Origin of the sequence: Streptomyces sp. NPDC015130 (assembly GCF_043080005.1) — a bacterium.
Classification (GTDB): domain Bacteria; phylum Actinomycetota; class Actinomycetes; order Streptomycetales; family Streptomycetaceae; genus Streptomyces.
The window spans coordinates 146,961-168,651 of the sequence record NZ_JBIBVC010000004.1 but is presented as its reverse complement, the minus strand read 5'-3'; the positions used below and the strand labels follow the sequence as shown (position 1 = coordinate 168,651).

Sequence of the window (21,691 nt, the reverse complement as noted above, 5' to 3'; positions counted from 1 at the left end):
CGTGCAGCGGACCTTGGACCTTGAGCAGCTGACGGACACCGAGCTGGTACGGGCGGCACAGTACGGCGACCCCTGGGCGCGCGAGCAGCTCATCGCCGTCCACCAGCCACTCGTCCGCGCCCTCGCGGCCCGCGCCCTCGACGGCCGGCCCGGCGCAGACGCGGCCGTGGACGCCGTCGTGCGGGACACCCTCGGCCGTGCCGAGTTCGCGCTGGGCACGCTGCCCTCCCCGGAGGCCTTCCGCCCCTGGCTCGTCTCGATGGCCGTGGAGGGCACCCTCGCCCACGCGGCCGCCACACACGGTCTCCCGGCCGGGCACGCGGCCCCGCGCACCGAGTTCGCCGAGACCCTCTGCTGGCTGGACGTCGAGGACACCGTGATGGTGGCCCTGTGGTCGCTGGAGGAGGAGGGGTGGCTGAGCCGGTACGAGACGGCCGCCGCGCTGAACTGGACCCCGCACGACACCGCGATACGGATGGAAACGGTACGCATACGCCTGGACGCCGCCCGGTCCGTGACCGCGGCCCTGGCTCACGCACCGCGCTGCCCCGACCTCGACCGGCACGCCGCCGGCTGGAACGGCGAGCCGAGCACCCCGTGGCGCGACCACCTGGCCCGTCACACCGCCCAGTGCGCGCAGTGCGCCGGGGGGAGGGGAATCGTCTCGCCCCTGCCTGTCGGCGCCCCGGGCGCCGGCGCGTCCGTCCCCGTCGGCACGGTCGCGGCTTCCGCTGTCCCCGGCGCCTTCGACCGGACCGAGACCTTCGACCTGATCCCCGATCACACACGTCACGCAGGTCACACCGAGCCCACGGATTCCTTCGCCCTGGCGGAGTTCGGCGCCTCCGCCGCGTCGACCGACCGGCGCAGCACCCGCGCGTCCCGTCGTCGGCGCCGCCAGGCCGACGAACGCACCCGCCGCCGCGCCGCCGTCGCGGCCGGGATCGCCGTCGCCGCGGTGACCGGCGGGGTCTTCGCCCTGCACTCCGCACGCGAAGGGAACGAGGAGCTGTGGGAGGCGAGCAGGGCGCCCGCCTCCGGCCTCGACCTTTCCCTGTCGAACGAACCGGACACGCTGACCGCCGCTCCTCCGACGGCCACCGGCTCCCCGTCCACGGCTTCCGGCTCCGCGTCCCCGTCCACGACCTCCGCCTCGGCCAGTGCCTCCGCCACCGCCTCACCTTCCGCGTCCGCGTCCGCGTCCAAGTCGGCCGCCCCGGAGCGGACCAAGGCCGCGCCCACCAAGAGCCCTCGCGCCACCACCGCGAAGCCCGCGACGAAACGCCCCACCACTCCCGACGCCACACCTTCGGCGCAGCCGACGACCAACGCCCCCACGGGCGGAACGGACCCCGGCCCCGGCGGCGGTCCGCAGCAGGACACGGGCCAGAGCTCGGCGGCGGATCAGGTCATCGCGCTGGTCAACGCCGAGCGGGCCAAGGCCGGCTGCGGAGCCCTGAGCGCCAACGCCACCCTGACGAAGGCGGCCCAGGGCCACTCCGACGACATGGCGGCGCGGGACTACTTCGACCACACCAACCCCGACGGCGACGGCCCCGGTGAGCGCGTCACGGCCGCCGGCTACCCGTGGTCGACGTACGGCGAGAACATCGCGATGGGCCAGAGCACTCCGGAGCAGGTCATGGAGGGGTGGATGAACAGCCCCGGCCACCGCGCGAACATCCTCAACTGCGACTTCAAGGAGATCGGCGTCGGCATCCACACCGACGGCGGCCCCTACTGGACCCAGGTCTTCGGCGCCCGCTGAGCCCTGGCCCCCGGACCCCTGCTCGCGGGAACTGGCACCCGCGAGCAGGGCTCGGCCCGCGAAGGGTTCGAGCAGCGACGGTGACTGTCAGAGGGCACGGCTACGGTGCTGACGTGCCGAACTCCTATACGACGTTGTGGACCAACAGCCTGTGCCGAGAGCTTGAACGGTCCGGCCGCGCCGGACAGCGGCTCACGATGCTGTTCGGCGGGCCGCACCAATCGCTGCCGAGCTTCCGGCGCGCGGGCGTGCAGCCCGGCGACCGCATCTACCCGGTGCGGGCCCACCGCACCCGTCTCCATGTGCTGGGGGTGCTGGAGGTCGCTCGGATCGTCCCGTACGAGATCGTCGGCTCGGTTCTCCCCGACGACGACTACGTGAAGTTGCTGGACTGGCGCCTGCTCAAGGCCGGATGCGTCACCGAGGTACTGGTCGGACCGCCGGGCGCCCCGCTCAGCTTCGACACGGCCGTCCCCGGCGACCTTCTGGAACGGCTCACGTACACCTCCCGGCGGGGCGAGCGCGTGCTGAAGCACGTCGAGGACGGACGCCTGCTCCGCTCGGCGAGTGTCCAGGGCATCTACCGCCTCGCGGCCGACTCCGCCGAGGAACTCGACCGGCTGGTGCGCCGCGACGGCCGGAGCGGAGGAGCCGAAGAGGTTCGTTGAAGCGGGTCGCGGGCTTCAAGGCGGTCGGGTTCACTCCGATCGGCGTCTCGCTCCGCGAGGCCGCCAAGGACCTCGGCACCCGCGGCAAGCGCCGTGTCGTCCTCGTCTCGGACGGCGACGACACCTGTGCGCCGCCGCCTCCGGGCGAGGTGGCCCGCGAGCTCAAGGCGCAGGGCATCGACCTCGCCGTCGACGTGGTCCGGAACGCTCCACTCGTCGCACAGCGGATGGCCGAAAGATATCGCCATTCCTGCCGCACCATTCCCATGCGCCCCAGCCGCTCGCACAGGGCCTTATGACATCTTCACGGAATGGCCACAGTGCGGTGGTCCGCCCTCCGTACGCCTTCTCAGCGACGTCACGGGCGCATTAGGATTGCCCTGCGTGCCGGGCTACTCGCGGTGTGTGATGCAGTGCTGCTGTTCAACGTCTAGCTACCTGTTTCGCCATTCGTCATCGGATCCGTGACTCATGGAATTGGGTGACCCATGCCTCCTCGGCTTGTCGGCCATCAAGGCTCCCTGACCGGACAGCAGTTCCCGATCGGCACCACGCCTATTACCTTGGGTCGCAACGGCGACAACAGCATCGTGATCGTCGGCGGTAACGTCTCGCGCTTTCACGCCGAGGTGCGCCGCGAGGGCCACGGATTCGTGGTGTACGACAGCGGCAGCATCAATGGAACGCGCGTCAACGGGACGCGTGTGACCTCGCACGAGCTGCAGCCCGGGGATCTCATCGAGATAGGCACCGAGACGTTCCGCTTTGAGGCGGCCGACGCCATGGAGACCATCCTCGACCTCTCCGTGCTGCGCCCGCTCGGCCCCGCCTCGCAGGCGACCATGGCGGCCGGGCCCGTACTGAACGTCACCGTTTCGGGTGGTGGTCCCGTCGGCCTGAGTTTCGCCCTGCTCCTGGAGCACCTGATGGGGCATCGCGTCGCCATCACCGTGTACGACGGGCGCTGGACCCAGGACGGGCCGAACGTCGTCTGGAAGGACGAGAGCCAGGGCAACGTACGCCGGCAGCAGGTCGTCACCGTGCAGAGCCGCCAGTACCTGAACCTCCCCGAGGAGGCGCAGGAGCGGCTGTTCCGCGGTGACGCGTTCACCGAGATGTGGCCCGTCGGCCCCGACTCGATCCGCGGCCGGAGCCCGAGGAACCTCCGGATCGCCTACATCGAGGACACCCTGCTCGAACTGGCCAACGAAAAGCCGGACCGCATCCGGCTGGTCCCCGACACGTTCGACCCGGCCGAGCACCAGGAGTCCGGAGCCAAGGATCACGTGCTCGCCATTTGCGAGGGCGGGCGTTCCCGGACGCGCGAGTATTTCGCCGACAGGTTCGGCAACGCCGACAAGTCCATCTACTCGCTGCACGGCGAACACATTCAGGATGTCGTCCTGGGTCTGCGCGTCAGGTCGACACTCACGGATCCCATGACGGTGCTGCTGACCGTGGCCCAGAACCGCTTTCTCCTCAACGCCCTTCGCGGCGAGGGATTCCTCAACATGCGCCTCACCGACGCCGAGGCGGCGGAAGTCGTCGGCATTGATCCGGTCCGGCACGTATTCGAGGACTGCATCGCCTCACGCCCGTGCGTCATGGGGCGCGACGGCCACGGCGATTTCCAGTGCTCGACGCACAGCACGCTGTTCCTGCCCGCCATGGTCCGGGGTTCGGCCCTGTGGAAGCGGGTGCTGGAGGGACTGGCGCTGTTCAGCGTCGCCGAGGAGGACCTGAGCGCCGTCACGGCCTTCCGGCTCGACATGGTGCAGCGGCCGAGGTTCACCACCCGTCTGCACTCGGCCACGTCGACCTCCCCGGGGACGTACGGATTCCTCCTCGGCGACGCCGCCAACGCCATCCACTTCTGGCCGGGACGCGGGCTCAACAGCGGCCTGGGCTCGGCGATCTCGCTGGCCCGCTCCCTGAACGGGGCCTGGACGGGGCGGCCGTTCCGCGACGCCGACTTCGCGCGGCACGAGGCGGCGATGTCCATGCTCCAGTACCGGCACAAGAGCCGCGCCTGGAACACGATGATCACCACCGACGAGAACGGCGTCAGCCGCCCGATCAAGGAGACGATCGCCCGGAGCATCCAGGAGTCCGAAGGGAAGGACCTCGACAGGAGCGCGGACATAGACGCCCTGATGGAGCGGTTGCGGTCGATCCGCGACCGGCTGGCCTCCCGCCTCCCCGGCATGCCCGACGACGCGACCCTCCGCAACCACCTGGAGTCCCTGAACTCCTCGACCCTGCGCACGCTGTGGGAGAGCGGAGCGTGGGACACCCTCACCGTCGGGGGCGAAGAGGTGGACATCGACATCTTCTACCAGCAGGACGCCCCGCCCACGACCGCCACGACGAGGACCCGCGCGGCATCGTGATCGGCGCCGCCGCCGCTCTCCTCCGACAGCGGTGTGGAGTCTTGTGTGTTTTAGAGCCCCCTCCCGGGCCGAGACCCTACTGACTCACCGGCATCACCTGCAAGGTATGGGTGAAAAGTTTCCGCAGGTCCGTCATCGGGTGATGGAAAGTTCTTGATCCGCCTCAGCGGCGCCCATCGCCGGCACGCTCGGAACGGCCACCTCCATCACCCCCCGAGGGCGACTCCGATCGCCCTCACAGAGGCATGCGACCTGCCATTTCATGGAGCATCCCGACTCTGCGCACCAGCGGGGACGTCACCCTGCCGCCGCTGCTGAAGGCCGCCAGTCCCTCGCCCCCGCATGCACAGCAGGCACAAGAGATGCGAGCGCGAAGTATTGACAGCGACTTCACTCAAAGCCTCAATATGCAACAGAGTTCAACAGAGAGACAGGAGCTCGATGCCGGGCGGCTTCGCTCCTGCCTCCACCGCTCCATGCGCTCAGCCACCCTCACCCCCACCGGAAGAGGCCCGCCACGGCGGCTGTCATCCCCCCTCTGGTGGGGTCCCCCACTCGAAGGGATCGACCGCAAATGCGTCGTTCTGCCTGTGCGATGACCGCTGTGCTCGCAGTGGTCGGCACCGCACTCGCGTTACCCGGCCCCGCGCCGGCGATGGCCGCCACTGCTGCCGGTGCGGCGGCGGGCCCGTACGTGATCGAAGCCGAGAACATGTCGCTGACCAACTTCGCGACGGACACGGTGAACCACACCTGGAGCGGGACGACGGTCGACAACGTCACCTACGTCCGGGGCAGTTCGGGCGGGACGAGCTCCGCCAGGACCACCTTCTCCGGCACTGTCGGGACGTACGACCTCATCACGCGGTACAACGGCATGACCGAGAACGGCGTGACATACGAGATCACCGTGAACTCCACCGCCGTTGACTCCTGGGGCACTTCACGCCGCCACGGCCGCGGCCACACCGACCCGGTCAACATCGACACCCGGACGTCGAGCAAGGTGGCGCTCAAGCCCGGCGACGTCATCGAGCTGACCGCCACCTCGGCGGGCGAGATCCCGCGGATCGACCGGCTCACCATCCAGCAGCACGTGGGGGCGCCCACCAGCACCCTCAGCATCAGGTCCCCGAACGCGGCACTGAACGACGGCTTCACCTGGGGCAAGAACCGGGCCCTTGCCATGACGTTCTACCCGGGCAACCCGATGATGGGCCACGAACCGGAGTGGTGGCGCCTCAAGAACGCATCGCACCCGACGGTGGAGCCGGGCTACTGGGGCGCGTACACGAACCGCGAGTCGTACTACAACCGCGACATCTCCCACCAGTCGGACGGCGCGCACGCCGTCGGCCTGGACGCGGAGACCTTCCACATGATGAAGACCTTCGCCGCCGACGCCGACGACCCGGGCCAGAACGGCTGGCCGCTGTGGGCCCACAGCTCGTACGGCGCGATGTACTACATCGACGGCACCGGATTCCGTGAACTTCCCTCGCCCTTCAACCTGATGACGAAGGCCTACAAGCAGTACCAGTGGACCGGCGACCCGGCCTGGCTCAACGACCCCGACCTGTCGAAGTTCTACGACTCGACGATGGGGACGTTCCTCACCGGCCACGAGGTCACGTGGAACGACGCCGACCCGGCCGCGGAGCAGCCCGTCTCGCGCAAGCAACCGGGCGAGTACACGGCCACGTTCTTCGAGTTCCCGAACGAGAACCTGGTCTCGGCCGCCGACTCCCTCGGCTACCAGTACCAGTCGATGCTGGCGTACTCGGCGATCCTCAAGGCGAGGGGCGACAACGCCGGCAGCACCACGTGGACGGAGCGCGCCAAGCGGGTCCGTACCCACTTCGAGAACAACTGGTGGGACTCGGCCGACAACCGCTACATCCGGGGCAAGGACGCCGCCGGCACCGGCTACAGCAGCTGGGGCCACGAGGCCAGCTTCCTGATGATGCTCACCGGACTCGGCGACCACGGCCCCCGGACCAGCGGCTACCTGGACTTCATCGCCGCGAACGACGACGACCTGAACGTCGAGGCGACCTCCTACCTGCCCGAGATGTTCTACCAGTACAACCGCTCGGCGGAGGGCTGGGCCTGGCTCAAGAAGCTCATGGCCGACAGGAACGCCTACCCCGAGATCTCCTTCCTCGCGGTGAGCAGCACGATCGACGGCATGATGGGCATGCAGCCCGACGCCCCGAACGACAGGGTCGCCACCGTCTCACGGCTGACGTCCGAGACGCCGTGGGTGGAGATCGACCACCTGAAGGTCGGCGACAACGACCTGAAGCTCCAGCACACCGGCACGACGGCGTCGAAGCTCACCAACAACGCGGGCGGCACGGTGAACTGGGAGGCCCAGTTCTACGGCACGCACGACACGATCACCGTGAACGGCACGGCGTACGCGGCGCAGACAAAGTCCCTGTACGGCAAGACCGTCTCGTACGTGACGGTGCCGGTACCCGCCGGCGCGGCTGTGACCGCGACCGCCGGGACCGCGGCGGGCGACACCATCGCTCCCACCGCACCGACCGGCCTCGCGGCGAGCGGCGCGACCTCCGACAGTGTGGAGCTGGCCTGGACGGCGTCCGACGACAACGTCGGCGTGACCGGCTACCACGTCTACCGCGGTACGACGCATATCGGTACGACGACGGGGACGGGCACCCGCTTCACCGCGACGGGGCTGTCGCCCTGGACGCCGTACACCTTCACGGTGAAGGCGGTCGACGCCGCCGGGAACGTCTCCGGAGCGAGCAACGCGGTCACCGCCTCCACCGGCGGTGACGGGCGGCAGGTCGATCTGAGCTCGCTGACCTGGAGCAGCGCCCGCAGCGACTTCGGCAACGTCAACAAGGACAAGAGCGTCGACGGCAACCCGATCAGGCTCAACGGCACGACGTATGCGAAGGGCATCGGCACCCACGCCAACAGCACCATCACCTACGCCCTCGACAACGGCTACACCCGCTTCCGGTCCGACCTGGGCATCGACGACGAGGTCGGCAGCAACGCCACCGTGAAGTTCGAAGTCTGGGGGGACGGCACCAGACTCTACGAATCCCCCACCCCCATGACCCCCACCACCCCCACTACCTCCATCGACCTCGACGTCACCGGAGTCACCACCCTCACCCTCAAGGCCACCGACACCGGCGACGGCATCAACAGCGACCACGCCGACTGGGCGGGAGCCACGCTCCTGAACTAGCCCGTGCCGGTCGACCGCCCCGACGGACCCGACGGACGCCACGCCTGGCCGGCCACCACGGCCGAGGCGTGGCTGTCGGTCGTACAAGGCGGGACGACCGCCGCCTTCTCCCGCTACCCCCCGTCCATCGGGGGACCGATCACCTCGGCACCGACCCGGTGGGCGAGCCACTCCGCCCTGTCCTCGAAACCGTCGGCATGGAGGTACAGGGTGTGGTCGGGAGCCGGATTCTCACCGAGGTCCACGTGACGGTGGTGGAAGCTGATCTGGACGGCGGGGTACTTGTAGAGCGCGGTGTGGCCGAGTTCCGGGATGGGCGGCCAGCCGAAGGAGTCCCAGGCGAGCTGGAAGTCGGGGCAGATCTCCAGTACCGCACGGGCGGCCGCGACGGCGTCCCGAGGGGGACATCCAGTTCGAGGAAGAGGTGGTCGTCGGGCACTGGGCCGTCACCGGGCTCGGCCGAAAGGGACTGTACGTAGGAACTGGTCTCGGCACCCGGCACGACGGCCAGGAGTCGTCGAAGCTGCTCGCGGCGGTGTACCCAGACCCAGAGCTCGGCCCTGGGTTCGGGGCCCTCGGTAAGAGTCAGCAGCCGTTCGGCGAGGCGGAAGAGCGCGTCGAGGTCCGTCGTCGTCAGCAACGGGTAGGCGGTGGAGTGTCCCATGGGCGAGAGTCTGCCGTAGCGGTTGAACCGGAGAGACGCCAGGCAGGCGTCGTCTGCGGGACCGCGACGACGGGCCTCAGGGCGCGGGGGCATGGTGGCGAGGTCGACCGGCAGCAGGGTGGCGACCCGCGGGGACGCCGTCCCGAGGTTTCCCGTGTTGCCTGGGTCGCAGCGGTACGAGCGGGTTTGTCAGTGGCATCCGGTTAACTTGCCGACCATGGGAAACACAGGGGGAACAGTGACGACCCGGTACGCCGGGGATCTGCCACGACTCATGCGGGCAACAGGATTTGCAGGCGTCGACGGCTACACGGAGCACTTGGCGGGGGGCTGGCAGGTCGCGGACTTCGCGGACGCCGGACGGCTCAGCTTCGGGGACCTCGTCCGGCGAACGGGGGCACCGGCCGTCATGGTGTCCTTCCTCGACAGCGACGTGGGGTTCGCCGAGGCCCTCACGCCGGACGGGATCAGCTGGGAGGGCCTGCTCAACCGCAGGATGGCGAAGAGCTACGAGATACCGCTGGAGCACTTCCCCATAGAGCCCGCCGTGGCCGGCTCGCTCGCCTGGGCGACCGCCGTAGGGCTGGCGCCCGACGAGGAGGCCATACGGCGGACGCTCACCGGGACGGCCCTGTTCGCCGAGGAGCTCTGCTCAGCCCTCCTGGTCGCTCTGGGGCTGCCCGGCGCGCCCTCGATCCGCTGACGTCACGTTCCGGCGTTCCGGTGCACCCGCCCGGACCCAGGAGCACGCAGCTGCCTGCCTGGGTCCGGGGCTGTTCTCTCAGTGCAGGTCGAGTCGCATGACGACCCGCGGATGTCCGGCCAGCACCGAGGTGGTGTCGGCCGCGTGGGTGAAGCCCGCGCGCTCGAAGTTCTTCCGTATCCCCGCGTACGCCATCGTCGTGTCCACCCGGGCGTCCCCGTTGTCCAGGGGGTACGCCTCGATCGCCGGGGCTCCCTGGGAGCGGGCGAACTCGACGGCTCCTGCGATCAGCGCGTGCGTGACCCCCTGCTTGCGGTGACCGGGCCTTACGCGGATGCACCACAGGGACCACACCGGGAGGTCGTCGACGTGCGGGATCGTCCGGCTGCGGGCGAAGGACGTGTCCGAGCGCGGCGCGACGGCGGCCCAGCCGACCGGCTCGTCACCGTCGTAGGCGATCACCCCCGGCGGGGGCTGACGGCGGCACAGCTCGGCGACGTACTCGCCACGGGCCTCCCCACGGAGTTCGTTGTTGAGCTTGGACGGGATCCGGTAGCTCAGACACCAGCAGACATTGGCGCCGGCGGACTTCGGCCCGACCAGGGCCCGGACGTCCTCGAACACCGATGCCGGGCGAACTGTGAGGGTCATGCCGCCACGATGTCACGACACGCGTCAGGATCCGGACCGGCTCGACAAATGGGACGGCCGGGCCGTGTCCTGGCTGGCACCATGCCCCAGGATTCACCCGGTCAGGCCGACGGAACCGCCTGCCGGGCCCGAACGTCGAAGGGCCATGGCTGTGAGACCTGAACGCATCGTCATCGCCCTCGCCCTGGCCGCCGGGCTCCTCACGGGCTGCGTCGCCCAGGCCGACAGGGGCACCACGGCCGACCGGGCCACACCCCCGGCCCAGGCGGCTCCCCCGGTCCGGACCACGCCGTCCGACCGGGCCACGCCCGACCGGGCCACACCGTCGGACCGGGCCACACCCTCCCTCCAGGTGATGCCCTTCGAGCTCTACACGCACTGCGGGATCGACGAGGCCCGTGTCGGCTCGACCTACTTCGAAGCGGTGACCCCGCTCTCCGACGGCTCGGGCAACCCACCCGACGGGTGGGGCAACCCCACCCAGCAAGGCACGATGACCGTGACGTCCAGGACGGAGGCCGTCTTCACCGACGACGCCGGGCACGAGGTGAAGTTCCGCGCCCGGCCCGGTGCCGACTCCTTCAAGCGCATCTGTGCTTAGAGCCTGCCTTTCGGATCATGCCGGGCTCGGAGGTCTGCGCGCCGGACCGCCGTCCTACGGCCGCGGCGGTGCCGGCAGGTCGAGTACGCGGGCGAGGGCGGCCGCGACGGGGGCGTGCCGGTCCGGCAGATGCCGGACGGTCCAGTCCGCCGCCAGGGCGAGGAAGGCGGCCAGGTCCTTCTCGACTCCGGCGAGCAGGTGACGGAGTGCGGTGACGGGCAGCTCGATCACCGGGCTGTCGCTCTGCTCGGCGTCGACGGTGAGCCGGACGTCGTCGCCGAAGCGCTCCGCCACCGGCGACACCGGATCGTGGCCGAAGCCGAGCACGCCCCCGTTCCGGGCGAGCTCCTGCCAGTCACGCCAGTCCTCCAGGCCGTCGCAGCAGCCAGGCCGGAAGATGACACCCGTGGAGGTGTCGGTGACCCGCAGGCCGCCGGCGGCGAAGAGGGTGTCGAAGGTCAGCAGGCCGTGGAGAAAGGCGTCACGTGCGTCGGCCGGTCGGGGCGGTCGGTCGTCGCCGTCGGGGTCGAGGTCGTTGCAGGCCGCGATGCGCATCACCGCCGTTCCGACCTCGGCTGGTGTGAGTGCGCCGTCCAACGGCAGGAAGCCGAACGGCTCGACTTCGGCGACGGGCCAGAGGTCGAACCCTTCGGGGGTCCAGATCTCCAGGACGGGCTGCATCACGATCACCCGGCGTAGTGTTCCCCATCCGCGCCCGCACCGCCTCCCCCGTTTCGGGCGGTCCGGGAATTGCCGTCCCGTCACGGGGATTTGGCCGCTCGGGCGGAAGCGATACTGATCGTGGGTGTCGCCCCGCCGACGAGCCGGCTCCGGATGCGGGCCGGGTCGGGTGGGGCGGGCCGGTGCGGACGTACCTCTGTCGATGCCTCCGAAGGGAGCCGTTCATGACCACGGCGAAAGACCTGTTCGTCATCACGCTGGACCACCCGGGACCCGAGCACGCCGTGGGGCAGGGCGACCTGTCGCTCGCGCTCGCGGGAGCCGAGCTGATCGACCTGATCGGCTCGGGAGCCGTCACCGTGGACGGTGACCGCCTGGTGCCGGGCGAGTCACCGACGCTCGACGATCAGCTGCTCGGCGAGGCCGCGGAGCGACTCACCCGACAGCCGCCCCACGAGCGCGTGGAGGAGTGGCTGTGGCGCAGGGGCCAGGATCTTTCGGCGGCGTACCAGGCCGCGTTGGAGGAGGACGGCGAGCTGACGCGGAAGCGCAGCGGCCTGCTGTCCTTCGGCAAGGACGTCGTGGAACCGGTCGACACGCCCGGCCGCCGCAGGGCGGCGGCTCGCTGGGAGGCGCAGGAGCCCGTCCTGACCGCCCTCGCCTCCGCCGTGGGCATCGGCGAACGTTCCGACGAGACGCCCGGGCTCGGTGACGAGGCGGTGACGGCGGTCGTGGCGGCCGTCCACGACGCGGTGATGGAGCTGGAGGCCGTACGGCAGCGGCGGACGATCGAGAACTCCGCCTTCGCCAACCTCTGGCGCGGGTGAGTCGCGACCGGTTCGGAGGGAGGGTGCATGTCCCAGGAGGAGCGTGACGCCAGACTGGGCCTCACCGGCCTGACCGGCGCGGAGCGCGCGGCACGGGTGCGGCTGCTGACCGACCGACTGGCGCGGGAGGCCGCCGCGGCCAGGGCCGCACTGTGGGAACAGCGGGCAGGACGCCGGGGGTCCCGGGATCCCGCGGCGGAGAGCGACTGAGGCGTGCCCGCACGCCGGTGACGGAGAGCCGGGTCCCCACCCAATGGGGCCCGGCTCTCCGTGTACGTGGTGGGGTGGTGGTCCTGGGGTCCCAGGCCTCCCTGGCGCGGAAGTTGACAACGTTTCCGTTGCGGCGCGCGATAAATCTGACCGAAACCCTTCCGGCACGTAGCCAGCTGTGCAATTTTACATGTCACACATCATCGTCGCGTGTTCCCGGCACGCGGCTTCAACGGCCCCGGAGGCCCCCACAGATGCATCCGTTCCGGATATCGAGAGCCAACGCGCGCAGACTGCCCGCGCTCGGCGCAGCCTTCTTCATCGCGCTCGGCCTGTTCGCGCCGCAGAGCCAGGCCGCCTCCGCCGGCGCCACGACCCCGGCCCGTACGACCTCACAGGGAGCCGCGGCCCCGGCGCCGCGGTCGATCCCGGTGCCCAAGTCACCCGACGCGATGAGCAACAGCTCCCGCTTCCGGATCTCCTCGCAGGACAGCACCGAGGAGTCCGGCCCGGCGCCCGCCCCGAAGGTCACGTCACCCAAGGCCGGCAAGCGGTCCTCGGCCGCCGCCGCGGTCGAGTGCCCCGACCTCGGCGGGGTCGTCAACGCCACGGGAAGCGCCCTGGTCCAGCAGCTCAAGGCGCTCCCCCGGATCGACTGCACGTACCCGCTGTTCGGCCTCACCGGTGAGAACGCGCGCAAGGCCTTCCACGAGGCCCAGATGGTGACCGTCGCCAACGCGCTGCGCGACGCCTCCGCCACGTACGCGGGCAACAACAACGCCTCCATCGGCCAGTTGGTGCTGTTCCTGCGCGCCGGCTACTACGTGCAGGACAACAACGCGGCGGTCGTCGGCGACTACGGCACGGCGCTGGACAGCGCGGCGCGCGGTGCGCTGGACGCGTTCTTCGCCTCCCCGCGCAGCAAGGACGTCACGGACGCCAACGGCGAGATCCTCAACGAGGTCGTCACGCTGATCGACAGCACCCACACGGCCGGGCGGTACGCCGGCGTCGTCAAGTGGATGCTCGGCGGCTACGACGGCACCTGGCCCGGCCAGATGAACCTCTCCATGCAGCACGTCGAGTGGGTCGTCGAGAACGGCTTCAAGGCCAAGAACGACGGCCGCGGCTGGCGGGCCGCACTCAAGGCCGACCCCTCGATCCTCGACACCTGGGCCGGCTTCATCACGCGCAACGGCGCGCAGCTGAACCGCCTGGACGTCGTGAGCAACGTCGGCCGCCACCTCGGCCACGCCCTCGACGTGCCCGAGCTCAAGGACCGGCTCCGGCCGCTGCTGAAGGACCTGATCAACCGCTACCCGAACGTCGGCCCCACCGCGCCGATCACCATGAACCTGGGCTGGTCCACGCGCCAGTACGACCGGGGCAACTGCGCGGCCTACGCCATCTGCGACCTGGGCGAGCGCGTGCTCCCGGCGGTCCTGCCGATCCAGCACTCGTGCAGCCCGGGCCTGAAGATCCGCGCCCAGGACATGTCCCCCGGCCAGCTGGCCAGCACCTGTACCAGCCTGATCAACCAGGACGCGTACTTCCACCGCATCATCGGCGACAAGGGCGCGATCCCCGGTGACGTGAACACCAACCTCGAGGTCGTCGTCTTCGACGACTACACCCAGTACGCGCTGTACGCCTGGGCCATCTACAACATCGACGTCGACAACGGCGGCATGTACGAGGAGGGCGACCCGGCAGCCGCCGGCAACCAGGCCCGCTTCATCGCCCACGAGGCCCACTGGCTGCGCCCGGACTTCCAGATCTGGAACCTCAACCACGAGTACACCCACTACCTCGACGGCCGCTACAACATGCACGGCGACTTCGAGGCGGGCATGACCACGCCGACCATCTGGTGGGTCGAGGGCATCGCCGAGAACATCTCGTTCGGCTACCGCAACGAGCGCAACGCGGACGCGATCGCCGAGGCCCGCAAGGGCACGTACAAGCTCAGCGAGCTGTTCGACACCGTCTACGGACAGGACGAGGACCCCGAGGTCAACGCGAGCCGGGTCTACCGCTGGGGCTTCCTCGCGGTCCGCTACATGCTCCAGGCGCACCCCGCCGACGTCGGCACCGTGCTCGCCAAGTACCGCGCGGGTGACTGGACCGGTGCCCGCACCTTCCTGAAGCAGACCATCGGCACCCGCTACGACGCGGGTTTCGCGACCTGGCTGACGACCACCTGCGCGACCGCCGACTGCGGTCCGCTGCCGGAGGCCGGGTCGGCCGCAGCCGCCCCGCTCTGCACCCACAGTGACCCCCGCCAGTTCGACCAGAACTGCCGCCGGGACAACCTCACGGCCGCCACCGGCAACTACAGCTACCACTTCGTGTACCTGCCGGCCGGCGTCAAGCAGCTGACCATCACGAGCAGCGGCGGCACCGGCAACGCCGACCTGTACTACGGCGGCGGCAGCTGGGCCACCACCGGCAGCTACCAGGCGAAGTCCACCAACGCCGGCAACGGCGAGACGCTGACGATCGACAACCCGCCGTCCGGCTGGGTCTACTTCAGCCTCGCCGCCACGCAGGACTTCAGCGGCGTGAGCCTCTCCACCCAGGCCAAGTGAGCCGGTTCGCCGGTGCCGACCGGGCCGCACTCAGCCCGCCGGCACCGGCGAACGAGGAGCCGGCGACCGGCCCAGCACCAAGGTGCTCAGAGCGAACATCACCACTCCGAGGGGCACGTGCAGCCAGGCCACGTGGAAGGTGTCGCCGCGCGGTGCCGCCGCCGTCCGTCCGGTCGTCTGTTCTGTCGTCCGTGCAGTCATGGTGTCGTGCCTCTCCGGTGGCCGTCGCGTGGTCGGGACAGCCTTGTGTCACGCGGGCAGTTCGACGGTGACGTGCGGAGTCAGGGCGTGCAGGAAGTCGACGGCGTCGAAGATCTCGCCGGCGGCGGCGACGCCGAGGGTGCGGACGCGGCCGGTGAGGACGCGTTCGAGGGCCTCGACGACCAGCGGGGCCGTGACCGCGTAGATGTCCTGCCCCCGGGCCACCGCCCGGCGCCGCCACGACGTACGACCGCCTCGACGAGGAACGTCTGGTCGGACCGCCCGCTCCCGTCGACGGCGGTCGGCGCGGGCGTGTCGGGGGTCGCGATGTCACGGACGGCGTCCGCCGTCATGTAGGTCGTGACCTCCGGGACGGAGAGGTGGCTGGGCACGGTCACCACGTCGGCCATCGTGAACTCCCCGATCACGGGCCGGGTGCCTATCGGCTGCGGGAAGCTCCAGTCGAGGGTGGGCGGGGCGTCGGTGCGGTACTCCCACCGGCCGCCGGTGTAGCGCAGGCGTCGCTCACCGCGCCGCTCCCGGGAGACCGCGCCGGAGAGCCGCGTCCCGGCGGTGGGGTGCCAGCTGCTCAGGCCGTAGGCGATGTGCGCCTCGTCGGCCTCGCTCCAGTCGCCCATGGCCGCGGTGGTCAGCAGGTCGCCGAGGCCGCCGAAGAAGGCCATCGCGGGGACGACGACCGCGCCGGCCTCCCCTGCCCGGTCGGTGAAGTGGGCGAAGGTGTCGAGGTTGGCCTCCAGCTCGGCGGCCACGTCCAGGTACGGGATCCCGGCCCGCAGGGCCGCCTCGATCACGGGGGCGGTCGTCGAGGCGAAGGGTCCGGCGCAGTTGACGACCGCGGCGGTCCCGGCCAGCGCGCGGTCGAGCGAGTCCGGGTCGTCCACGGTCGCCGGACGGGCGTCCAGTCCGGTCTCGCCCGCCTGCGCCTTCAGCCTGACCGCGTCGCGGCCGGACAGCACGGGGACGAAACCCCGCGCCACCAGCTCCGTCACCACGAACCGCCCGGTGTGGCCGTACGCGCCGAACACCGCCACCGTCTGCCCCGATCCCATGAACCCGCTCCTCCGTGCCGTGTGCTCCGCGGCGGATCCGTGTGGGACCCACCGCTCTCCGTCATGAAGATCCTGGCGCGGAACGACCCTTCACACGAGTGTCCGGAACGACACGACCCGTACACTTCCGGACGTGACCACTGTTGCCCTGGCCCTCACCGACGGCATGCTCCACTTCGAACTGTCCCTGGCGATCGAGGTCTTCGGCGCGGACCTGACCCACATCGTCGACCCCTGGTACGACTTCGCGCTGTGCGGTCCGGGACCGGTCCGGGTCGACCGCTTCCGGCTGGAGCCCGACCACGGCCTCGACCACCTCCGCCGGGCCGACACCGTGATCGTCCCCGGCTGGGCCGACGTCGACCGGGACCCGCCGGCCGAACTCGTCGACGCCGTGCGCGAGGCCCATGAGGCGGGGGCCCGCGTGGCCTCCCTCTGCACAGGTGCCTTCGTGCTCGCCGCCGCCGGGCTCCTGGACGACCGGCGTGCGACCACTCACTGGGCGCACACCGAGGAGCTGACCCGGCGCCACCCCCGGGTCACGGTGGACCCCGACGTCCTGTACGTGGACAACGGCAGCGTGCTCACCTCCGCCGGCAAGGCCGCCGCCATGGACCTCTGCCTGCACCTGGTCCGCCTCGACCACGGCTCGGCCGTCGCCAACACGATCGCCCGGCGCCTGGTCGTGCCTCCGCACCGCGACGGCGGCCAGGCCCAGTTCGTGACCACACCCGTGCCCGCCCCCGGCAACCATCCACTGGCCGACCTGTTCCCCTGGGTGCTGCGGCGCCTCGACCAGGCGCTCACGGTGGAGGACCTGGCCCGCCGGGCCGGGATGAGCTCGCGCCATCTGGGGCGCCACTTCAGGGCGGTCGCCGGCACCACCCCCCTGCAGTGGCTGCTCGCCCAACGCATCCGGCACGCACAGGAACTGCTGGAGACCACCGACGACACCGTCGACGCCATCGCGACGGCCACCGGCATGGGCACGGCCACGACGCTGCGCCGCCACTTCGCCCGGACCGTCGGCGTCCCGCCGGACACGTACCGCCGCACCTTCCGCACGCAGCTCGGCGTCCTCCCGCACCTCGGTCCGGCCCTCGGACCGCAGACCGAGCCGTCACATTCGCCGAAATGAGTGGTTTGGGGAACAATGCACTCACTCCCAGTCCGCCTCTGTTACGTTGAGTGACGAGTCGTCACAACAATGTTCGACCAGTTCGAGCGGGCGGGAAGGACCGGTATGCGCAGGGTTCGGCTTTGTCTCATCCATGTACTCCTGCTGACGCTGGTCTTCCTCGTCGTCGGCCCGAAGTCCCTGCCCGCGACCGCGGCAGCGGAAGCAGCGGAAGTCCCGGGCGACTCCACGGCCGCGAGCGCCTCGGCGGCGGCCCGGTCGACCGGCCGTCGGGCGGAGGTGCTCGGCGAACGGACGGCGACGGGGCAGGTCTTCGCCAATCCGGACGGAACCTTCACGCTCGAACAGCACCTACGGCCGGTCCGGGCCCGCGGCGCTTCCGGCTGGCGCGCTCTCGACACCACCCTGCGCGCCGGACCCGACGGATCGGTCACGCCAAGGGGAGCCGCCACCGCGCTCGCCTTCTCCGGCGGTGGCACCGGCCCGCTCGTCCGCTTCTCGGCCGGCGGCGGACTCCTGGAGCTGAGCTGGCCAAAGCCGCTGCCCCGGCCCGAACTGACCGGGGACACCGCCACGTACCGGGACGTCCTGCCCGGCGTGGACCTCGGCGTCCGGGCGACCACTGACGGGTTCTCACACGTCCTCGTCGTACGTGACCGGTCCGCGGCGCGCCATCCTGCGCTGGCGGAGCTCCGCTTCGGACTGCGGACCGAGGGCCTCACCGTGACCGCCGACGCGGCGGGGAACCTCACCGCCACCGACACCAGCGGGCGCCCGGCGCTCCGCGCGCCCGCGCCTCAGATGTGGGACGCGGGGGAGGACGGCCTCGCCGACCCGCACACGCGCGGGGTCGGTCCGAACCCGCCCGGCAGGGACGCCGCCACCGGCCGTCGGACGACGATGCCGGTGAAGGTGACCGACACGAGCCTCACCCTCTTCCCGGACAGGGAGTTGCTCACCGACCCTCGGACGCGGTACCCGGTCACCATCGACCCCGAGTGGTCCTCGGGTCCGGGCGGCTGGGCGCTGGTCTACGGCGTGCCGGACAGTTACCGGAACCAGTCGTACTGGCTCGGGGACGGCGACGGCGTCGCCAAGGTCGGGTACAGCACGTGGGAGCGGCCGACGGTCCTCGCCCGGTCCTTCTTCCAGTACGACCTCCGGGCGCTGGCCGGGAAGCAGGTGGTGCGGGCGGAGTTCAACGTCCTCGAGTCCCACGCGCCCTCGTGCTCGCCCCGGGGCGTCGAGCTGTGGCAGACCGGAGTGGTCGAGCCGTGGACGACCTGGGAGAACCAGCCCCCCGGCATCCGGCACCTGGGCACCCACAACGTCGCACACGGCTACTCGTCGTCCTGCCCGGCCAACTGGATCGGCTTCGACGTCACCCCGGCGGCGGTCGACGCCGTGGGCGGCGGGTCGTTCGTGACGCTGATGCTGCGGGCCCAGGACGAGGGCGACAGGTACGCCTGGAAGAAGTTCCGCACCGACCCGTCGCTGATCGTCACCTACAACTCCCTCCCCGACGCCCCGGACCGGCTGTCCGTCGGGGAACTCGGCTGCGGGCTGCAGCCGAACGAGCCGTACACGAGAAGCGCCACCCCCACCCTGTGGGCCACCGTGGCGGATCCCGACCGGGGTGCCCTGGCCGCCGAGTTCGAGTGGTGGGTGCGCGGCGATCACCGGGTCGATGCGCGTACGACGGTGATGCAGGAGTCCGGTACGCCGTTCTCGGTGTCGATCCCGCCCGGAACGTTCACGGACGGCAGCAGGATCGGCTGGCGGGTCCGCGGCTGGGACGGCCGCGCGCACGGCCCCTGGTCCGGGTGGTGCGATCTGACGGTCGACCAGACGGCGCCCCGGAAACAGCCGGTGGTCACCTCCACCGTGTACCCGCCCGACGAGCTGGGCGGCGGCGTGGGCCGGACCGGCGGCTTCACGCTGTCGGCCGACGGCGATCCGGACATCGTGCGCTTCCGGTACGGGCTGGTCACTCCCCCGACGCGGGAGGTCCCGGTGGTCGACGGGAAGGCCGTGGTGGAGGTGACGCCCGGCCGGGGCGAGCCGCACGACCTGTACGTCGTCGGTGTGGACCGCGCCGGCAACGAAAGCCGCCCGACGACGTACCACTTCCTCGTCCGCACCACCCGCTTTCCACCGGTGCACCACTGGCGGATGGACGGGCGACTGCCCGCGACGACCGTCCCGGACGCCGTGGGCTCCGGAGCGGACGGGACCCTCACGGCCGGCTCGACGGGCTGGACCACCGGGCGGCAGGGCGACGCCGTGCGGTTCGACGGCGCCACCGGTCACCTCGCCATGGGCGAGCGGTCCACCGTGCACACCGGAGGCAGCTTCTCGGTCGCCGCCTGGGTGCGGCTGGACCGGCTCGACGGGCCCTGGCGGACGGCCGTGAGCCAGGACGGCGTCCGGGCCAGCGGGTTCTACCTGCAGTACCGTAGCGACACCCGGCAGTGGGCCTTCACCGTCCCGGTGTCGGACACCGACGACTTCGGCGGCGACCGGGTGTCCTCGGACATCCCCGTGCGCGCGGGTGTGTGGACCCATCTCGCCGGGGTGTACGACGCGGGCGAACAGCTGATCAGGCTCTACGTCGACGGCCGGTTCGCCGGACAGGCCGCGCACCGCTCCCGGTGGCACGCGAGCGGCCAGGTACAGCTCGGCCGCGGCAGGTTCAACGGCGCGCCGGTCGACCCCTGGCCCGGCGCGCTGGACGAGGTCCGGCTCTACGACCGCGTGCTGAGCGACGGCCGGGTGCACATCGGGGACCGGGTCGCGGTCGACAGCGACGTCCACGCGCTGGCCACCAGGCCGTCCGTCGAGGAAGGCCGCTGGACCTTCGAGGAGAACACCGCCGACAGCACCGCGGACTCCTCCGGCATGCGCCGGCACGGCGATCCGCAGGACGGCGCGGCCTGGGCACCCGGGCACGGGAGCGGCAGCGCGGTCGCGCTCGACGGCGTCGACGACCATGTCGGCACCGCCGGGCCGGCGGTGCGCACGGACGGGAGCTTCACGGTCAGCGCGCGGGTCCGGCCGAGCGGGCCTGCCACGTCCTCGATGACGGCGGTGAGCCAGGACGGGGACCGGGTCAGCGGCTTCCGGCTCGGCTATGACGGACCGCGCCGACGGTGGGTGTTCACCACCACCGGGTCCGACGCCGACGACCCCGTCCGGTACGAGGCCTCCGCCCCGGCCGCTGCGGTGTCAGGCGGGTGGACCCATCTCGCCGGGGCGTACGACGTCTCGGCCGGCGAGCTGCGGCTGTACGTGAACGGCACGCTCGTGGCGGTGGGGCGTGACGGCCTGCGCTGGAACGCCTCGGGGGCCCTGCGGATCGGCCGGGCCCAGGAGCGCGGAGCCGCGGCGGAGCACTGGGCCGGATCGGTGGACGACGTCCGGGTGCACTCCGGGGTACGGACCACGGGCCAGATCGCGGAGGAGGCCGCGGACCCGCAGGAGGGGCGGCCCTTCGCCCGCGACGGGCTGAACCGCTATCTCGGTCAGAACGGCGAACACGTCACGACCGGCGGCCCCGGCAGCGGCGGGCTCGCCCCTCCCGGCTACCACATGGAGCACGAACTCGGCTGGTTCGCACCGGTCGGTGCGCCGGACACCACGCTGCTCTACTCCTGCCTGATGGGTGAGGACCAGTTCAGCTCCGTCGACGCCCGGTGCGAGGGCCACCGTCGGCTCGCCGTCCTCGGGCCGGTGTACCGGACCGCGCCGGTCGGCGAGGCGACCGTGGCGCTGTACCGGTGCCGCACGCCGGCAGGCGAGCACTTCGACTCCTGGCACCCGGGGTGCGAAGGCCAGGAGACCGAGTTTCTCCTGGGCCATGTGCGGGCGTACGCACCGCTGGTGCGCCACGTCCAGCCGGACCGGCCGGGCGATCACTGGAGCAGCGTGGGGGGTGTTCCCGCCGGCTATCGGGCGGAGGGCCGCATCGGTGTCCTCTCGCTGGTCGAGCGGCCCGACACCCGGCCGCTGTACGCCTGCCTCGACGGGTCGGACGCGTTCAGTTCCCTCGCGGCGGACTGCGAGGGGGCTCGGCCGGTCCGGCTGCTCGGATGGATCCGGACGCGGGCGCTGCCCGACGAGACGGGCTACGAGCTCAGACGCTGCCGGGTGACCTCCACCGGGGAGCGCTTCGACTCGACCGACGCTTCGTGCGAGGGCCAGACCGTCGACATGACGCTCGGGCACCTGCTGCGCCGGCTCTGAACACCCGAACACCCGCCCCCCGACTGCTGACTGCTGACTGCTGACCGAACGCTGGATCGG

General features: G+C 71.0%; 14 protein-coding genes and 1 pseudogene. 12 read left to right on the top strand and 3 right to left on the bottom strand.

The features are described 5' to 3' along the window. Position 1: 1 nt before the first annotated feature. The 6 genes from ACF08F_RS09350 (at position 2) to ACF08F_RS09325 (ending at position 9,422) form a co-directional block, all read left to right on the top strand. Positions 2 to 1,768 (top strand): CAP domain-containing protein, encoded by a 1,767-nt coding sequence (locus ACF08F_RS09350; protein WP_392297913.1) that lies wholly within the window; start codon positions 2 to 4, stop codon positions 1,766 to 1,768. 113 nt (positions 1,769 to 1,881) lie between these two features. After that, a complete protein-coding gene (locus ACF08F_RS09345) occupies positions 1,882 to 2,436 on the top strand; it encodes a hypothetical protein (protein WP_392297912.1) in 555 nt (184 codons plus the stop codon). Continuing rightward, positions 2,433 to 2,735 carry a hypothetical protein gene (locus tag ACF08F_RS09340; protein WP_392297911.1) on the top strand — a complete coding sequence of 101 codons (303 nt, stop codon included), beginning with the start codon at positions 2,433 to 2,435 and terminating at the stop codon, positions 2,733 to 2,735. The genes ACF08F_RS09345 and ACF08F_RS09340 overlap by 4 nt, the downstream gene beginning before the upstream one ends. A gap of 189 nt (positions 2,736 to 2,924) precedes the next feature. Further along, positions 2,925 to 4,826 (top strand): FHA domain-containing protein, encoded by a 1,902-nt coding sequence (locus ACF08F_RS09335; RefSeq protein WP_392297910.1) that lies wholly within the window; start codon positions 2,925 to 2,927, stop codon positions 4,824 to 4,826. Positions 4,827 to 5,421: 595 nt separating this feature from the next. Next, entirely contained in the window at positions 5,422 to 8,055 is a 2,634-nt protein-coding gene (locus ACF08F_RS09330) for an NPCBM/NEW2 domain-containing protein (protein ID WP_392297909.1), read from the top strand. An 881-nt stretch (positions 8,056 to 8,936) separates the two neighbouring features. Further along, complete coding sequence (locus ACF08F_RS09325; protein ID WP_392297908.1) at positions 8,937 to 9,422, top strand: hypothetical protein; 486 nt, start codon at positions 8,937 to 8,939, stop codon at positions 9,420 to 9,422. Between the two features lie 78 nt (positions 9,423 to 9,500). Here the strand turns inward: ACF08F_RS09325 and ACF08F_RS09320 are convergent, their stop codons facing one another. Further along, positions 9,501 to 10,073 (bottom strand): GNAT family N-acetyltransferase, encoded by a 573-nt coding sequence (locus tag ACF08F_RS09320; RefSeq protein ID WP_392297907.1) that lies wholly within the window; start codon positions 10,071 to 10,073, stop codon positions 9,501 to 9,503. A 145-nt stretch (positions 10,074 to 10,218) separates the two neighbouring features. On the opposite strand from ACF08F_RS09320, the gene ACF08F_RS09315 reads away from it, so the two are divergent. Continuing rightward, positions 10,219 to 10,674, top strand: coding sequence for a hypothetical protein (locus ACF08F_RS09315; protein WP_392297906.1), 456 nt, complete (start codon positions 10,219 to 10,221; stop codon positions 10,672 to 10,674). 54 nt (positions 10,675 to 10,728) lie between these two features. Here the strand turns inward: ACF08F_RS09315 and ACF08F_RS09310 are convergent, their stop codons facing one another. Then, the gene (locus ACF08F_RS09310) at positions 10,729 to 11,355 is read right to left on the bottom strand and encodes a hypothetical protein (RefSeq protein ID WP_392298253.1); all 627 of its coding nucleotides are present in this window, start codon (positions 11,353 to 11,355) and stop codon (positions 10,729 to 10,731) included. Positions 11,356 to 11,579: 224 nt separating this feature from the next. Here ACF08F_RS09310 and ACF08F_RS09305 point away from each other — a divergent pair, with 224 nt between their 5' ends. From ACF08F_RS09305 to ACF08F_RS09295, 3 genes are all read left to right on the top strand, one after another. Next, on the top strand, positions 11,580 to 12,182 hold the full coding sequence (locus tag ACF08F_RS09305) for a GPP34 family phosphoprotein (RefSeq protein WP_392297905.1): 603 nt from the start codon (positions 11,580 to 11,582) through the stop codon (positions 12,180 to 12,182). A gap of 27 nt (positions 12,183 to 12,209) precedes the next feature. Further along, positions 12,210 to 12,392 carry a hypothetical protein gene (locus tag ACF08F_RS09300; RefSeq protein WP_392297904.1) on the top strand — a complete coding sequence of 61 codons (183 nt, stop codon included), beginning with the start codon at positions 12,210 to 12,212 and terminating at the stop codon, positions 12,390 to 12,392. A gap of 254 nt (positions 12,393 to 12,646) precedes the next feature. Continuing rightward, positions 12,647 to 14,980, top strand: coding sequence for a collagenase (locus tag ACF08F_RS09295; RefSeq protein WP_392297903.1), 2,334 nt, complete (start codon positions 12,647 to 12,649; stop codon positions 14,978 to 14,980). A gap of 249 nt (positions 14,981 to 15,229) precedes the next feature. Here ACF08F_RS09295 and ACF08F_RS09290 read toward each other — a convergent pair. Beyond that, positions 15,230 to 16,251 (bottom strand): annotated as a pseudogene (locus ACF08F_RS09290) (saccharopine dehydrogenase NADP-binding domain-containing protein). A gap of 133 nt (positions 16,252 to 16,384) precedes the next feature. Here ACF08F_RS09290 and ACF08F_RS09285 point away from each other — a divergent pair. Beyond that, complete coding sequence (locus tag ACF08F_RS09285) at positions 16,385 to 17,389, top strand: helix-turn-helix domain-containing protein (protein WP_392297902.1); 1,005 nt, start codon at positions 16,385 to 16,387, stop codon at positions 17,387 to 17,389. A 105-nt stretch (positions 17,390 to 17,494) separates the two neighbouring features. Further along, on the top strand, positions 17,495 to 21,631 hold the full coding sequence (locus ACF08F_RS09280) for a LamG-like jellyroll fold domain-containing protein (RefSeq protein WP_392297901.1): 4,137 nt from the start codon (positions 17,495 to 17,497) through the stop codon (positions 21,629 to 21,631). Positions 21,632 to 21,691: the final 60 nt, after the last annotated feature.

Excerpts from the sequence above, each read along its gene's own strand:
- ACF08F_RS09295 (WP_392297903.1), top strand. The coding sequence starts at position 12,647 with ATGCATCCGTTCCGGATATCGAGAGCCAACGCGCGCAGACTGCCCGCG.
- ACF08F_RS09325 (WP_392297908.1), top strand. The coding sequence starts at position 8,937 with ATGGGAAACACAGGGGGAACAGTGACGACCCGGTACGCCGGGGATCTG.
- ACF08F_RS09280 (WP_392297901.1), top strand. The coding sequence starts at position 17,495 with ATGCGCAGGGTTCGGCTTTGTCTCATCCATGTACTCCTGCTGACGCTG.
- ACF08F_RS09320 (WP_392297907.1), bottom strand. The coding sequence starts at position 10,073 with ATGACCCTCACAGTTCGCCCGGCATCGGTGTTCGAGGACGTCCGGGCC.
- ACF08F_RS09310 (WP_392298253.1), bottom strand. The coding sequence starts at position 11,355 with ATGCAGCCCGTCCTGGAGATCTGGACCCCCGAAGGGTTCGACCTCTGG.
- ACF08F_RS09330 (WP_392297909.1), top strand. The coding sequence starts at position 5,422 with ATGACCGCTGTGCTCGCAGTGGTCGGCACCGCACTCGCGTTACCCGGC.
- ACF08F_RS09300 (WP_392297904.1), top strand. The coding sequence starts at position 12,210 with ATGTCCCAGGAGGAGCGTGACGCCAGACTGGGCCTCACCGGCCTGACC.
- ACF08F_RS09335 (WP_392297910.1), top strand. The coding sequence starts at position 2,925 with ATGCCTCCTCGGCTTGTCGGCCATCAAGGCTCCCTGACCGGACAGCAG.
- ACF08F_RS09305 (WP_392297905.1), top strand. The coding sequence starts at position 11,580 with ATGACCACGGCGAAAGACCTGTTCGTCATCACGCTGGACCACCCGGGA.
- ACF08F_RS09315 (WP_392297906.1), top strand. The coding sequence starts at position 10,219 with ATGGCTGTGAGACCTGAACGCATCGTCATCGCCCTCGCCCTGGCCGCC.